Source organism: Acetobacterium sp. (assembly GCF_036508315.1).
Classification (GTDB): Bacteria; Bacillota; Clostridia; order Eubacteriales; family Eubacteriaceae; genus Acetobacterium.
Genome location: NZ_DATCHP010000107.1, coordinates 19,202 through 34,564 on the forward strand (window position 1 = coordinate 19,202; position 15,363 = coordinate 34,564).

Genomic DNA, 15,363 nt, shown 5'->3' on the forward strand with positions numbered 1-15,363 from the left:
ACTGTCCGCCGTATAGTGGAAAAATTGTTTCATGAAAACAGGCAGCGAAGCTCACGATACTTTGGCAATTACCTAGAAAAATTGATTAAGGAGTGAAGCATTATGTTACCAACACGACTTAGAAAAAATACAGCCATTCGAAACCTGGTAAGGGAAACCCAGCTTTCCATGAACGATGTGGTTTATCCCTTGTTTATTGTCGATGGAGAGGGTATTCGATTAGAAATCAGCTCCATGAAGGATCAGTACCATTTGTCTTTGGATATGCTGGGAGCTGAAACATTGGCTCTTAAAGAATTGGGAATCCGTTATGTCATTATTTTTGGGGTTCCAGATGAAAAAGACCGTGAGGCAACACCGGCCTTTATTGAAACCGGACTGGTTCAGGAAGCCATTCGCGTCATTAAAAAAACGGATCCTGACATGTATGTGATTACCGATGTCTGTTTATGTGAATTTAAAAGTGATGGACACTGCTGCTTTTTTGAAGAAAACGGCGATATCCAAAGGGAAAAAACATTGAAGACCCTGAGTAGAACCGCTTTAAGTCATGCCCAGGCCGGTGCGGATATGGTGGCGCCATCGGATATGATGGATGGCCGTATTGGTCATATGCGAGAAACTCTGGATGATGAGGGTTATGAAGCCATTCCCATTATGGCTTATTCAGCCAAGTTTGCATCAAGCTTTTATGGCCCTTTCCGGGATGCAGCCAACTCGGCCCCAGCCTTTGGGGACCGCAAAAGCTATCAAATGGATCCTGCCAATTCCAGAGAAGCCTTAAAGGAAATGGAAATGGATATCGACGAAGGTGCGGACATTGTTATGGTCAAGCCAGCCATGCCTTATCTTGATATTATTGCCAGGGGCAAGGAACTTTCCTATTTGCCGATGGCAGCTTATCAGGTCAGTGGCGAATATGCCATGATTAAAAACGCTGTGGATGCCAACCTCATGGATCGCCGGGTGATCTTCGAAAGCCTGATCTGCATTAAGCGCGCCGGAGCTGACATTATCATTACCTACTTTGCCAAAGAACTGCAAGCCATGCTTAAAGACTATCAATGACACTTTTACCCAATTTTTTTTTAAATTTGGTAGGTCACTAAGCGTGAGCGTGTGACCGGTATAAAAGCTAACGTAATTTTGGGCTGAATTCATCCTAAAAAAAATCAAGAATTCAGACGAAAAATATGATCATTATGGGAGGAACTTATGAATCGAGAAAAATCAGAGAAATTATTTATAGAAGCGGAAAAAGTTATACCCGGTGGGGTTAACAGTCCGGTTCGGGCCTTTAAATCTGTGAATATGGCCCCGGTGTTTATTGACCGTGGGAAGGGTTCCAAGATTTATGATGTTGATGGTAACGAATATACGGATTATATTTGTTCCTGGGGACCCCTTATTTTAGGGCATGCCTCACCGGTTTATTTTGACGGCATCCAGGAAGCCCTTGAAAAAGGCACCAGCTTTGGCGCCCCGACAGCCATTGAGGTTGATATGGCAAAGCTGATGACCCAGGCTTATCCTTCCATGGAAATGGTAAGAATGGTCAGCTCAGGAACCGAAGCAACCATGAGCGCATTGCGGGTAGCCCGTGGCTTTACCGGACGTGATAAGATCATTAAGTTTGAAGGCTGTTACCATGGTCATGCCGATGGACTTCTTGTAAAATCAGGGTCGGGAACACTGACTTTTGGTGTGCCTACCAGCTCCGGGGTAACACCTGGAACAGCCAGAGACACCCTTGTTGCCACCTATAATGACATTGAAAGTGTAAAAGCTCTTTTTAGAGAAAATCCTGGAGAAATTGCGGCAATCATCGTCGAACCCGTAGCCGGTAATATGGGAGTTGTTCCGCCGGATATGGACTTCATGAAAGGTCTCCGGGAAATCACCGAGTCAGAAGGCACGGTTTTAATCTTTGACGAAGTTATTACCGGATTTCGTTTGGCCTACGGCGGCGCCCAGGAAGTATTTGGAATTAAACCGGATATGACCACCCTTGGGAAAATTATCGGTGGCGGAATGCCGGTCGGCGCCTATGGCGGACGTCGTGATATTATGGAAACCGTGGCTCCGCTCGGTGGGGTTTACCAGGCCGGCACCCTGTCAGGAAATCCCATTGCCATGAAAATGGGAATGAACACATTAACCTATTTAAGAGATCATCCTGAGATTTATGTGGAACTGGAAGAAAAAGCAAAACTCCTGGAAGCAGGTTTTAAAGCAAACATAAAAAAAACCGGAGTCAAGGCCCAAATGGTCCGCGTTAAAGGAATGACCTGTCTCTTCTTTACCGACCAGCCCATTAATGGCTACAAAGCGGTAATGACATCAGATACTAACGCGTACACTCGGTACTTTAAATCCATGCTGGATGCAGGAAACCTACTGCCACCAGCCCAGTTTGAAGGCATTTTTCTTTCAACGGCTCACACCATAGAAGATATTCAAAAAACCATTGAGGACAATTACCAGGCTCTGAAAAACTTAAAATAGAAACATAAACAGATAATTATGAAATAGTATAAAACTGAATTGCTTTGATGGCAGTTTTCATAAACGATTTTGTAACGTATAGACGGACATCTCGTTAGAGTGTTCGTCGTATAGTGGAGAAATTGTTTCATGAAAACAGACAGCGAAGCTCGGCGCACTGTTGCAATTAAATAAAAATAGGAGATCTGATTTATGGAGAAAAAAGCATTACTGGTGATCAGTTTTGGAACATCCTATCCTGAGACCCGGACAAAAACCATTGAGGCAACGGAAAAGTTTTTACAGAAAGCTTATCCGGATTATGATTTTTATCGGGCCTTTACTTCTCGTATGATCATTAATAAGCTGAAAAAACGGGACAATGAAATTGTGGACCTGCCAAAAGAAGTCTTGAAGAAACTCAAGGATGCAGGGTACACCCATGTGCATTGTCAAACCACGCATATCATTAATGGCTATGAATTTGATATCACCCTGAAAGAACTCAAAGCCTTTGAAAAAGAGTTTGAATCGCTGACCCTGGGTCGTCCTTTATTAACAACCGTCGAAGATTATGAAGAAACGGTGGATATTGTGATGAAGGAAATGCCCAAGCTGAAAAAAGGCGAAGCTCTGGTTTATATGGGCCACGGCACCGATCATCATGCCAACGCCACCTACCCTTGTTTAGACTATATGTTTAAAATGAAGGGTTATGAAGATGTATACGTTGGCACCGTGGAAGGTTTTCCTGAACTGGAAAACATTATTCCGCTGCTTAAAGAGAAAAAATACAAAAAGATCTATCTGGCACCCTTTATGTTAGTGGCCGGAGACCATGCCACCAATGATATGGCCAGCGATGAAGAGGATTCATGGAAAACCATTTTGGAAGATGAACGCTTTAAAGTGGAGTGTATTCTTAAAGGCCTTGGCGAATATCCGGGGATTCAAAACATGTTTTTAGAGCATTTAAAAAAGGCGAAACCCGTTACAGAAATGTAGTGACGGTATTATAGGTAATTGCGAAAGTACTGTGAGCTTCGCTGTCTGTTTACATGAAACAATTTTTCCACTATACGTCGGACACTCTAACGAGATGTCCGCCTATACGTTATAAAATTGTTTATGAAAACTGACATCAAAGCAATTTACAATTGTGTTTATGAATGTCGCAATTGCCGGACAAATATTAATATAGGAGAATAAATTTATGAATACAGTTTATATGGTAGGAGCAGGCCCTGGAGATCCAGAGCTGATTACCGTTAAAGGCCAACGGATTGTCAACGAAGCCGATATTATTATTTATGCAGGTTCCCTGGTGAATAAAGCCATTATCGCAGGACACAAGCCTGATGCAGAAATCTTTAATTCCGCATCCATGACATTGGACGAAGTCATTGCCGTGATTAAACGGGGAACAGATCAAGGCAAAAAAATTGCCCGGGTACACACCGGAGACCCATCTATTTACGGTGCCATTCGTGAGCAAATGGATCGTCTTGACGCTTTAGGGATTCCATTTGATGTTATTCCAGGGGTTAGTTCCTTTGTAGCATCGGCTGCAGCCCTTAAAAAAGAATTTACCCTGCCGGATGTATCTCAAACCGTTATTTTGACCCGTCTGGAAGGCAGAACCCCAGTACCTGAAAAGGAAAAACTGGAGAGCTTAGCTGCCCATCAGGCATCCATGGCCATTTTCCTTTCGGTACAAATGATTGATGATGTGGTAAAAAGCTTAATGATCCATTACAAACCAACCACCCCGATTGCTGTTATCCAACGGGCAACCTGGGAAGATCAGAAAATTGTAATGGGAACATTGGAAACCATTGCCCAAAAAGTTAAGGATGAAAAGATTACAAAAACTGCTCAGATTTTAGTCGGCGATTTTTTAGGGGATGACTATAGTTTATCCAAGCTTTATGATCCCAGCTTTACCCATGAATATCGACAGGGAATCGAGTAAGCTGTGAAGCGGGAAAAATGGGCCATTGTTACACTGTCCAAGGATGGGGTAGGCCTGGCAGAGAATCTTGTTAAATGCCTTGTTGACAAGAATTGCACCATTTATACAAAAGAAAAATATGCACGAGAAAATATAAAAATCATTGAATCCGATATTGAAACTTTCATGGGAAGTATTATGAGTGACTATGATGTGTTATGTTGCATTATGGCAACAGGCATTGTGGTGAGAGCCATTGCACCATTTCTTGGGCACAAATCGACAGACCCTGGAATCCTGGTGATGGACACCCATGGGGATTATGTCATCAGTCTATTATCAGGACACCTGGGTGGTGCCAATGATGCTGCCCGATTAGTGGCAAAACGATTCGGTGCCAAAGCAGTGATTACCACAGGCACTGATGTTAAGGGAACCATGGCGGTTGATGTTCTGGCAGAAAAGATTCAATGCACTATTGATGATTTTACTGATGCCAAGGATATCACTGCACTCATTTTAAACGGCGAAGCCATTGGATTGATTAATCAGTCAAACGTTGACCTTGACGATATTGTACTCCCGGGTAACATTGAACTTTTATCAGATCAGAGTAATCTTAAAAAATATGCAGGGCTCATTATCATTTCCCGAGAGATCGAAAAGACTTCAGTGAAGGTGCCAACTGTTAAGCTTGTACCTAAAAAAATAGTGCTGGGAGTGGGATGTCGCAAGGATACACCTGGAAAGAAAATTATTTTGGCTATTCAATCCACATTAGCGTCTATAGCCCTTAGTGACAAGGGAATTAAAACCTTTGCCACCATTGGCCTGAAAGAAAATGAGACTGGTATTCAGGAGGCATGTGACTACTTTAAGGCAAAAAAGGTGATTATTCCTGATGAAATGATTCAAGTGGTTCAAAGCCGTTTTGAAGCCTCGGAGTTTGTCTTTCAAACAACAGGTTTATATGCTGTATCGGAACCCTGCGGTTATATTGCCTCAGGTTTTGGAACCTGTCTTTTGGAAAAACAAAAGCTGAATGGCATTACCCTATCAGTATGGTTAGAAGAATATTAAGCATGGGTTTGAATGCCTGTGGATAAAAGAAGGAGCACAACATGAGTAAAATTTATGTCACAGGGATTGGTCCCGGACTTTATGAACATATGACAGAAGCCGCCAAGGCAAGCCTTGCGGATGCGGATATTATTATAGGGTATAAAACCTATATTGATATTATTGCAGACTTAATTGGAGACAAGGAAGTCTTATCATCAGGAATGCGTCGGGAAATTGACCGCTGTGAAAAAGCATTGGAGCTGGCTGAAGACGGGAAAACCATTTGTCTGGTCAGCAGTGGGGATGCCGGCGTTTACGGTATGGCCGGGATTATGCTCGAAGTGGTCGAAGCTAAAAAAAGTGATGTTGAGGTTGTGATTATTCCAGGGATTTCGGCGGCTAATGCGGCAGCATCCACATTGGGAGCACCCCTGATGCATGACTATGTGGTGATCAGTCTCAGTGATCTTCTTACTGATTGGGCAGTGATTGAAAAACGTCTCAATTGTGCAGGGGAAGGGGATTTCATTGTGAGTCTCTATAACCCTAAAAGCAAAGGCCGGCCGCATAACATTGAAGCCGCCCAGGAAATTCTGCTGAAATACAAAGCCGCCGAAACCCCGGTTGGCATTGTTCGTAATGCCAAAAGAAAAGATGAATCCTATGTAATTACAAGCCTGGGAAAAATGAGCGAGGCAGAGATTGATATGTTTTCTATGGTTATTATTGGAAATTCAAAAACCTATATCACCGAAGATCATCTCAAAATGATTACCCCAAGGGGCTACGTGCTATGATTCTGGTGCTTGGAGGAACCCTGGACAGTCGACAGCTTACCGAGGCCCTTCTTGCCAATGGGAAAGAGGTTTGTTATTCATCCCTTACCAATATTGCCACAGATAAACTTCTCAGTAATCCCAGGTTAACAAAAATTTCAGGACTGTTAGATGGGATTACCCTTAGGGAAACCATGACCATCTACAATGTGAAACTTTGCATTGACGCCACCCATCCCTATGCCCGGGAAATATCAGAAAATGCTATCTGGGCCTGTGACGCCATGAATGTTGAATACATTCGATTGGAACGCCCTACATACATGATTAGCAAGGGAGCCAATATTTTATCCTATGACACCTATGAAGGGGCACGGGATTATTTAATCGGTGCCATGGGAAAAAGTGATCAGAATGTTTTATTGACCACCGGCAGCAGGCAGCTGGAAGCCTTTGAAGGGCTCCCCAAAGAACGCACGTATATTCGGGTGCTGCCAACCTCAGGCGTTATGAAAAAATGCGAAAATCTTGGATACAAACCCCGACATATTTTTGGAATACAAGGTCCATTTTCCATAGAAATGAATTACGTGATCATGATGGAATATAACATTGGATTTGTAGTCACCAAGGATAGTGGTGACGTTGGCGGTGTTTCTGAAAAAGTAGCAGCAGCAGAAAAAGCGGGAGCCAAAATTTTATTTATTCGCCGGCCTGTGGTAGCATACCCCAAAGTTGTATCTACGGTTGAAGACGCAGTCAACCTGGGAATAAAAGCAGATTAAGATAGAGATCATTAGGAAAAAAGAAGGAGAAACAATGGCAAAAAATATTATGTTCATGGGTACCGGTTCTTCGGTGGGGAAAAGCCTTCTCACTGCCGCACTGTGCCGGATTTTAAATAACCAGGGTTATCGGGTGGCACCCTACAAATCGCAAAATATGGCGCTGAATTCCTATATCACAAAAGACGGTAAGGAAATGGGTCGGGCCCAGGTTGTTCAGGCAGAATGTGCGCGAATGGAACCCCAGGTGGAAATGAACCCGGTGCTTTTAAAGCCGAATTCTGATGTAGGTTGCCAGGTCATTCTCATGGGAAAAGCTGAATATAATATGGATGCCCAGGATTACCATGCCCATAAACCAGAACTTGTGGAACTGGTTGTTTCAGCCTATAACACATTGGCTGAAGGAAAAGATGTGATCGTTATCGAAGGGGCAGGAAGCCCGGCAGAAATTAACCTGAGAGACAACGATATCGTAAATATGGGTTTGGCAGAACTGGTGGATGCCCCGGTGCTTCTTATTGGAGACATCGACAAGGGTGGGGTTTTTGCTTCGATTTACGGTACCATAATGCTACTGGAACCAGAGGAACAAAAACGGATTAAAGGTTTCATCATTAATAAATTTCGCGGAGACGTCGCCTTATTAATGCCTGGTATTCAAATGATTGAAGAAAAAATTAATATTCCCTGTCTCGGGGTTGTTCCCTACAAACGCTTTGTCATTGATGATGAGGATAGTGTCAGTGAACGGTTTGATAACAAAAGTGAGGGTCTTATTACGATTGGAGTGGTTTATCTGCCACATCTTTCTAATTTTACCGATTGCACTGCCTTTGAAATGCATCCAGAGGTTAAGGTGGAATATTACAGGAACCAACGGGAGCTCCAGTTGGCCAATCCGGATTTACTGGTGATCCCCGGAAGTAAAAATACCATTGACGATACCTGTCATGTCATGGAAAGCAAAATGGGGGGAGAAATAAGGCGCCTTCATGAGTGTGGTATTCCCATTGTTGGGATTTGTGGGGGTTATCAGCTTTTGGGAAATGAAATTCGGGACCCATCCGGCGTCGAATCATCTAAAGGAACCATTGAAGGTTTGGGATTATTAGATATCATCACAACCATCGGTGAAGAAAAACGAACCGTTCGGACATCCGGAAAAATTCAGGGAAATTTTATGGACATGGATCTGACTGATCTGATGATTGAAGGTTATGAAATTCATATGGGAGAAAGTGAAGCCTCGGAGAATACCAAAAGTTTTGCTGTTCTGGAAGATGGTACTATGGATGGTGTCGTCTCAAAGGATGGATCAGTGATGGGTACCTATCTCCATGGAATTTTTGACAATGATGATTTTAGAGAAAAAATCATCGAAACATTACGGGTAAAAAAGAATTTAGAAAAAGGGCCTGCCGCCTTTGATTTTAAAGCCTTTAAAGAAGAACAATATGATCTTTTGGCAGAAACAGTAGAATCAAGCCTGGATATGAAAAAAATCATGGAAATCATTGGAGAGTAAAGATTATGAATTTATATGAGGCTCTTCCCCTGGGTACAGGAGCGGGCTATTGGTTTTGTCTCATTATAATCGGGGTACTTCTGGATTGGTGGCTTGGGGATCCTCGGTGGTTGCCCCATCCCATTGTTTTAATGGGGAAAACCATTGGCTTTTTAAATAAAAAACTTAATCGCGGAAAGCATAAAAAGGCAAAGGGATTTGTTCTTTTATTTTTAGTTCTTGGCCTGACAAGTGGCATACTATTTTTTATTCAGATTCTATTATATCAAGTCCATATCGCTTTATATTTGTTGTTTAATCTATATTTGATTATGACTTCCCTTGCGGCAAAAACACTTTCAGTTGAAGTTGAGAAAGTGAAGAATGGCCTAATGTCAGGAAATTTACAGGAAGCAAGGACTAAGGTTGGCTATTTAGTTGGACGAGATACCTCTGGGCTTTCAGGAAAAGAAATTATTCGAGCCACAGTTGAAACAACCGCCGAAAATACCATTGATGGGGTTCTTGCACCTCTTTTCTACCTGTTTTTAGGGCTTCTATTTCCAGTGACCTGGCTAAATCCCGGGATTTTGGTGATGTTGTACAAGGCAACCAATACCATGGATTCCATGGTCGGTTATATCCAGGAACCCTATAAGGATTTTGGCTATGCGGCTGCAAAGTTTGATGATCTTTTAAATTTTATCCCTGCCAGAATTGGAAGCATATTCATGCTGCTTAGTGGCATTGCTTTAGGCTTTAATATTAAAGAAGGCTACCGGATTTATAAGCGGGATCGGACCAGGCACAAAAGCCCGAATTCCGGACATCCTGAATCGGTGGTGGCAGGACTTTTAGGCATTCAGCTTGGTGGAAATAATCAATATTTTGGGGAAGTTTTAGAGAAACCCACCATTGGCGACCCTACAACGGAAATGGTACCCTTTGATATCCGGGAAACCATTAGTATTATGTATGGCAGTGAAATACTGGTGGTTATTTTAAGTATAATAATAGCATTCATTATTTTTTCATTATAATCTGATTGCATGGGAGGATCTTTATGAATAAACATGGCGGGTACTACGGAGAAAATCCTGAAATGCTTGATTTCAGTGTCAATATCAATCCTCTTGGGATTCCACAGCGAATTAAAGAAAAGCTTATTGCAGGCATTGATGGATTGGTGAATTATCCTGAAATTTCAGGAAAATCTACCATTGAGAAGCTGGCAACTGATATCGGGGTAAGTCCTGAAAATATAATTTTAGGAAATGGCGCCATTGAACTGATTTATTTATTTGCCCGAAGTCATGAACCAGCAAAGGCACTCATTATTCAACCGACCTTTAATGAATATGAACGGGCTTTAAAGCTCTATGGCTGGGAAGTAGAACATTTTATTCTGGAAGAAAAAAGTGATTTTACCATTGATCCGACAAAGTTGTTAAAAGCCATTGAAACCATAAAACCACAGGCAATTTTTTGTTGTAATCCCAATAATCCTACGGGCTGTGGTTATTCCCGGGAGTTTATAACCCAGCTGGCTGAAAAATCATCAAAGCAAACTATTTGGTTTTTAGACGAATCCTTTATGGGTTTTACTGAAGAGGAAGATGGACTGCCTTTGATTAAAAATCCCGATCATCCGGTTTTTTTATTAAGATCCCTGACAAAGTTTTACGCGCTTCCCGGCCTTCGTATTGGTTATGGAGTAGGCACAGAATCCATTATCAAATCCATGGAAGCCTATAAGGAACCCTGGACCATTAATGCTCTTGGGCTTATTGCAGCAGGAGCGGTGTATGATGAAAAGGAATATGAAAAAAAAACCCGGGATTACATTGCCAGGGAACGCCAGCGGGTTTATAATGAACTTAAAAAAATAGACACTATAATGGTATTTAAAAGCACAACGGATTTTCATCTTTGCCGACTGATTAACGGCAAAGTGACGGATCTTCAATCCTATTTAGAAGGTCATGGTATGAATATCCGAACCTGTGAGGATTTTAAGGGTCTGGATGAGTCCTATTTCCGTATTGCCATAAAAAAGGAAAAAGACAATAATCAGCTTTTAGCTTGTCTGAAGCAGTGGAGGGGATAAAATGGGTTATTTAATATTTGTTACCGGAGGTGCCCGAAGCGGAAAAAGCACCTTCGCTGAGAAATTGGCAAAGGAAGAGTTAACGTCAGTGGTTTATATTGCAACAGCCATTCCCTTTGACGATGGCATGAAGGACCGCATTGCCAGACATCAGGAACAGCGGCCGGCTCTTTGGGAAACTATCGAGCAGTATAAAAACTTTGAAACCATGAAAGAGGATCCGGCTTTTAAAAAGGCTGAAATTGTTCTTTTTGACTGCCTGACCGTTATGGCCACCAATAATATGTTGGATTTTCCCATAGATTACGACACCTGTTCCATGGACAAGGTTGCAGAAGTCGAAGCGGCCATTAAAAAAGAAGTGGAAACCCTGTTGGACGTCTGCAAAGATAAAATGCTTATTCTGGTTTCTAACGAGGTAGGAATGGGTTTGGTCCCTGCTTATAAATTGGGAAGTTATTTCAGGGATATTGCAGGACGTATGAATCAGCTGGTGGCAAGCCGAGCCGATGAAGCTTATTTTACGGTTTCGGGCATTCCCATGAAACTGAAATAACCCCAATCAAAATTGGGCCAACAAACGACCGTACCGACCAATTGTTAATCAGTTGTATGCTTCAATTCGTACAGGCTATCGCCTGTTCACCTAGATGCACACAACACGATATAACAATTATCGGTACTGATTTATCTGTATGTCTACATAGAAAACCCATAGAAAAATTTAATTTTCTATGGGTTTTCTCAATATGAAAGGATAATGGAAACATGAAACTGACTCCTGAAGCTTTAAATATCGAACTTCTATCCCTGACAGATGAAAAGTATCGGAAATTTTCAAGTGCCCTGACACCGGGAACCGAAAATATTCTGGGAGTGCGACTGCCGGTGCTTCGCAAGCTGGCAAAAGAAATTGCCAAAGAAGACTGGAAAACCTATTTGAAAACAGCTCATGATAATTCTTTTGAGGAGATCATGCTTCAGGGGATGGTCATTGGCCTGGTGAAAATCGGATTGGAAGAACGCCTGGCTTTGATAAAGGGTTTTATTCCTAAAATTAACACCTGGGGTTTATGTGACAGTTTTTGTACCGGGCTTAAATTTACTAAAAATCATAAAGAGGAGGTATGGCTGTTTTTACAGTCATACCTCCAATCAAGCGAAACCTATGAAATTCGTTTTGGTGTGGTGATGATCATTTGTTATTATGTGGAATTGGATTATATGAAACCCATATTTAAAGCCTTTGATGATATTGATCATGACGATTACTATGTGAAAATGGCGGTTGCCTGGGCCATTGCCAGCTGTTACACAAAATTCCCTGATATAACCATGATCTATCTCAATGACAATACCCTGGACAGGTTTACCTTTAACAAAGCATTACAGAAGATCACAGAGTCCCGACAGGTTGATCAGGATCAAAAGATCATGATCCGGAGCATGAAACGAAAGGTTTAAAAAGCTTTCATATAACTTAAAGCAGAGGTATTGAAAAAAATTCGAGGACTATTATTTATCTAAATTGTGTGCCTCATGGCGAACAGGCGTAGCCTGTCCGAGCATGCAGCACACAATGATAAATAATGGCCTTGAATTTTTGGTTTAGGAACAATCTGATCGTTACTCGTAGCGCAGAGCATCAATGGGATTAAGTTTTGCTGCCTTGTTGGCAGGGTAATAGCCGAAGAAAACACCAATAATCATTGAGAAGCAAAGGGCGATGACCATGGGTCCAAGAGGCGGAGCTACCGGAAATTTGAGTAAGGTACTGCCTAATGCTCCCAAAGCTGCACCGAGAGCAACTCCGATAAGCCCGCCGATGAGACAGATAATAATGGATTCAATGATAAATTGGCTGCGAATGGCTGAGTTTCTGGCGCCCAATGCCTTTCGAATCCCAATTTCTTTGGTCCGTTCGGTGACAGAGACCAGCATAATGTTCATCACGCCGATGCCACCAACCAATAAGGAAATTCCAGCAATGACTGAGATGCCAAGAGACAGGGTGCCTAACATACCGGTTGCTTCACTGGCCATGGCTTCCATACTGGTGACATCAACTTTATAGTCGGATAGAGGATTCATGTTTTTGTTAAAGTATTCTTTGGCAATGAGGGTAAAGGCCGCTGAATCGGCTTGGGGTCCAAGCATAACAGTAAAGTTGTCATAGCCCGAAGTATTGGGGGATAGCGGATCAAGGGCCTTTAAGGTTGTAAAAGGTATAAAACATTCCACACGGGTATCATCACCCATATAGAATAATGGATTATCAATGGTAACTTTTTCATAAACACCAATAATGGTATAGGACTGATTGCCATTTCTGGTTTCTACGGAAATATCCTTACCGATAGGATCGCCGTTAAGTCCGACCAAACTATCTCTTAGAGATTTTTCAATAATAATAACATTTCTTGCGCTGCTCAGATCGCGATCATTAACAAAGCGGCCCTGAATCAGGTTGATATTATTGACGACACGATAGTCAGAGTTGGCTCCGGTGATGCTGACGTTCTTATGAATATAGCCACTGTTAAGCTTTCCCGAACCGAGAGTATTTGTCATGCTGATTGCTTTAATCTGATCACCATGGGCGGCCTTAAAACCATCCAGCTGATCCTGGGTGATATAATCTTCCGGTTGAATACTGGAGGTCGTATCATAATTCTTAGGCATTAAGGATACCATAATATTTTTCCCGCCTAATTTATCCATGGTGCTGGTAACAGAACCGGTCATGGCGGAACCCAGGGTGGAAATGGCCATGACGGAAGCAATCCCAATGATGATCCCGAGCATGGTTAGAAGCGCACGCATTTTGTTTGCTCTTAATCCTTCCAGGGCAAGCCGAATATTCTCAAACAGATTCATAGCATCCCTCCAACTGATTTTGTCCGTTCATATGGTTTTCCACAATGGAACCATCCCGAAGCTTTATGGTTCTTTGGGTTTCAAGAGCCAGCTCAGTGTTATGGGTAATCAGAATAATGGTCTTACCCTGCTCCTGATGAAGCCGATGGAATATATCCATGACCAAACGGCCAGTTTGGGTATCCAGGGCTCCGGTCGGTTCATCTGCAAGAATAATGGCGGGATCATTGGCCATGGCCCGGGCGATGGCCACCCGTTGCTTTTGTCCCCCTGATAATTCATTGGGCCGATGATGGGAACGGTCATTCATTTCAACTAATTTAAGGAGCTCAGTTGCTCGTTTTGTTCGTTCACTGCGAGACTTTCCGCCATAAAGCATGGGCAGGGCAACGTTTTTTAAAGCTGTGGAACGGGGAATAAGATTGAATGTCTGAAAAACAAAACCGATTTTTTTATTTCGAATTTTCGATAAGCCGTCATCTTTAACATTTTCCATGGGCAGATGATCCAGAAAATAGGTGCCCCGGGTTGGTCGGTCTAACGCCCCAAGGATATTCATTAGAGTGGATTTACCTGACCCGGATGCGCCTACAATGGATAAGAATTCACCTTCATAAACGTCAAGATCAATCCCATGGAGAATTTCCAGTTCATTGGAGGTTCCCAGATAATAGGATTTGACAATCCCTCTCATTTCGATGATCTTTTTTCTCATTTAAACCACTGGCCCTTCTTCAAGGGAAACTGCTGCACCTGGCTGAATCGTCAGAGGTTGGCTGATGACTGCCATTCCAGCGACGAGCTGGTCACTGGATATTTCAACGGACAAGTCTGTTTCTAAACCCAAGTTAACGGGAATGGATTCAACAATCCAGGTACCCGGTGTGTCGGGGTTTTCTTTGGCAATATAAATACATGATTTTCCTGAATCATCCGTAACCAGGGCATCAAAGGGAATACTGAAAACGTCATTTTTTTCTTCGGTTACAATCGTTAATCGGGTGTTCATTCCTATTTTAAGTCCCGGTACATCTGTGGGAAGATCAACCTCAATTTCGAATTCCGCATTTTTTGACGTTGCTCCGGTGGAAGGCTCATTCTTTATTGCAGTTGGGGCAATTTTAGTGAGGTTTCCTTGAAAACTTTGGTCTCCGGTGGCGTCAGATTTTACAGTGACTGTCATATTTTCACAAATTTGGTTTAAATTCGCTTCTTTTATCTTCCCGGTAATTTTAAGGTCGTTGGTGTCTTCAATGGTAAAAAGCTCACCGCTTGCCATACCGCCTTTAATGGCATTAATGGCTGTGATCGTACCGCTGGTATCTGATTTGATGTTGGTATAAGTATCAGTCTCTTTGTTATAGAGTTGGTATAACCAATCCCCATTGCCGACCCATTCACCAACAGATACATAGACTTGCTCAACAATATCAGTGCTATTATTGCTGATTTTCACAAGGGTGTCACTTTCCACAACGCCTGTGGCGGAAACAGTGTTTTGAAGGGTTCCCTTTGCCAGTGGTACTGTTTTAACAATCGTTGCGGTTGGGGCTTGGGTGCTGGCATAAACAAAGGCTCCGCCACCGGCCAGGATGACTGCTCCAATAATAATACCAAGGATGATTCTTTTGTTCTTCATAAGTTTCTCCTCTAACGTTAATTAATTTAATAGCTTAAGTATACAGGATAAATGTTAAGATCTGGTTACTTAAATTCTTAAGAATTCTTAACAAAGCAACTAATATTCGTCAATTGGTAATTTCGGCACTCTCTGATTCTATAGTTTCATATTTTATTAAAGAACTAACGTTCAC

General features: G+C 42.3%; 15 protein-coding genes. 12 read left to right on the forward strand and 3 right to left on the reverse strand.

Features of this window, described 5'->3' with window-relative positions; translation table 11 throughout:
* The first annotated feature begins 102 nt into the window (after positions 1-102).
* The 12 genes from hemB (at position 103) to VIK44_RS13010 (ending at position 12,136) form a co-directional block, all read left to right on the forward strand.
* Positions 103-1,068 (forward strand): porphobilinogen synthase, encoded by a 966-nt coding sequence (gene hemB / locus VIK44_RS12955; protein ID WP_331554311.1) that lies wholly within the window; start codon positions 103-105, stop codon positions 1,066-1,068.
* Positions 1,069-1,215: 147 nt separating this feature from the next.
* Positions 1,216-2,505 carry a glutamate-1-semialdehyde 2,1-aminomutase gene (gene hemL / locus VIK44_RS12960; RefSeq protein ID WP_331554312.1) on the forward strand — a complete coding sequence of 430 codons (1,290 nt, stop codon included), beginning with the start codon at positions 1,216-1,218 and terminating at the stop codon, positions 2,503-2,505.
* 192 nt (positions 2,506-2,697) lie between these two features.
* Positions 2,698-3,489: a sirohydrochlorin cobaltochelatase gene (locus tag VIK44_RS12965; protein ID WP_331554313.1), complete on the forward strand. Its 792-nt coding sequence runs from the start codon at positions 2,698-2,700 to the stop codon at positions 3,487-3,489.
* A gap of 208 nt (positions 3,490-3,697) precedes the next feature.
* The gene (cobM, locus tag VIK44_RS12970) at positions 3,698-4,456 is read left to right on the forward strand and encodes a precorrin-4 C(11)-methyltransferase (RefSeq protein WP_331554314.1); all 759 of its coding nucleotides are present in this window, start codon (positions 3,698-3,700) and stop codon (positions 4,454-4,456) included.
* A gap of 3 nt (positions 4,457-4,459) precedes the next feature.
* Entirely contained in the window at positions 4,460-5,515 is a 1,056-nt protein-coding gene (locus VIK44_RS12975; protein WP_331554315.1) for a cobalt-precorrin 5A hydrolase, read from the forward strand.
* A gap of 41 nt (positions 5,516-5,556) precedes the next feature.
* Positions 5,557-6,294 (forward strand): precorrin-3B C(17)-methyltransferase, encoded by a 738-nt coding sequence (gene cobJ, locus VIK44_RS12980; RefSeq protein WP_331554316.1) that lies wholly within the window; start codon positions 5,557-5,559, stop codon positions 6,292-6,294.
* On the forward strand, positions 6,291-7,058 hold the full coding sequence (gene cobK / locus VIK44_RS12985) for a precorrin-6A reductase (protein ID WP_331554317.1): 768 nt from the start codon (positions 6,291-6,293) through the stop codon (positions 7,056-7,058). Before cobJ ends, cobK begins: the two co-directional genes overlap by 4 nt.
* Before the next feature lie 34 nt (positions 7,059-7,092).
* Positions 7,093-8,586, forward strand: a complete 1,494-nt coding sequence (locus VIK44_RS12990; RefSeq protein ID WP_331554318.1) for a cobyric acid synthase — start codon at positions 7,093-7,095, stop codon at positions 8,584-8,586.
* 5 nt (positions 8,587-8,591) lie between these two features.
* A complete protein-coding gene (gene cbiB, locus VIK44_RS12995; protein WP_331554319.1) occupies positions 8,592-9,605 on the forward strand; it encodes an adenosylcobinamide-phosphate synthase CbiB in 1,014 nt (337 codons plus the stop codon).
* Positions 9,606-9,628: 23 nt separating this feature from the next.
* On the forward strand, positions 9,629-10,672 hold the full coding sequence (locus VIK44_RS13000) for a threonine-phosphate decarboxylase (protein ID WP_331554320.1): 1,044 nt from the start codon (positions 9,629-9,631) through the stop codon (positions 10,670-10,672).
* A 1-nt stretch (position 10,673) separates the two neighbouring features.
* Entirely contained in the window at positions 10,674-11,228 is a 555-nt protein-coding gene (cobU, locus tag VIK44_RS13005) for a bifunctional adenosylcobinamide kinase/adenosylcobinamide-phosphate guanylyltransferase (RefSeq protein WP_331554321.1), read from the forward strand.
* Positions 11,229-11,440: 212 nt separating this feature from the next.
* Positions 11,441-12,136: a DNA alkylation repair protein gene (locus VIK44_RS13010; protein WP_331554322.1), complete on the forward strand. Its 696-nt coding sequence runs from the start codon at positions 11,441-11,443 to the stop codon at positions 12,134-12,136.
* 162 nt (positions 12,137-12,298) lie between these two features.
* Here the strand turns inward: VIK44_RS13010 and VIK44_RS13015 are convergent, their stop codons facing one another.
* From VIK44_RS13015 to VIK44_RS13025, 3 genes are read right to left on the reverse strand one after another with little or no spacing between them, the layout of a single operon-like run.
* Positions 12,299-13,549 (reverse strand): ABC transporter permease, encoded by a 1,251-nt coding sequence (locus VIK44_RS13015; protein WP_331554323.1) that lies wholly within the window; start codon positions 13,547-13,549, stop codon positions 12,299-12,301.
* On the reverse strand, positions 13,536-14,264 hold the full coding sequence (locus VIK44_RS13020) for an ABC transporter ATP-binding protein (protein ID WP_331554324.1): 729 nt from the start codon (positions 14,262-14,264) through the stop codon (positions 13,536-13,538). Before VIK44_RS13020 ends, VIK44_RS13015 begins: the two co-directional genes overlap by 14 nt.
* Positions 14,265-15,188: an efflux RND transporter periplasmic adaptor subunit gene (locus VIK44_RS13025; RefSeq protein WP_331554325.1), complete on the reverse strand. Its 924-nt coding sequence runs from the start codon at positions 15,186-15,188 to the stop codon at positions 14,265-14,267.
* Positions 15,189-15,363: the final 175 nt, after the last annotated feature.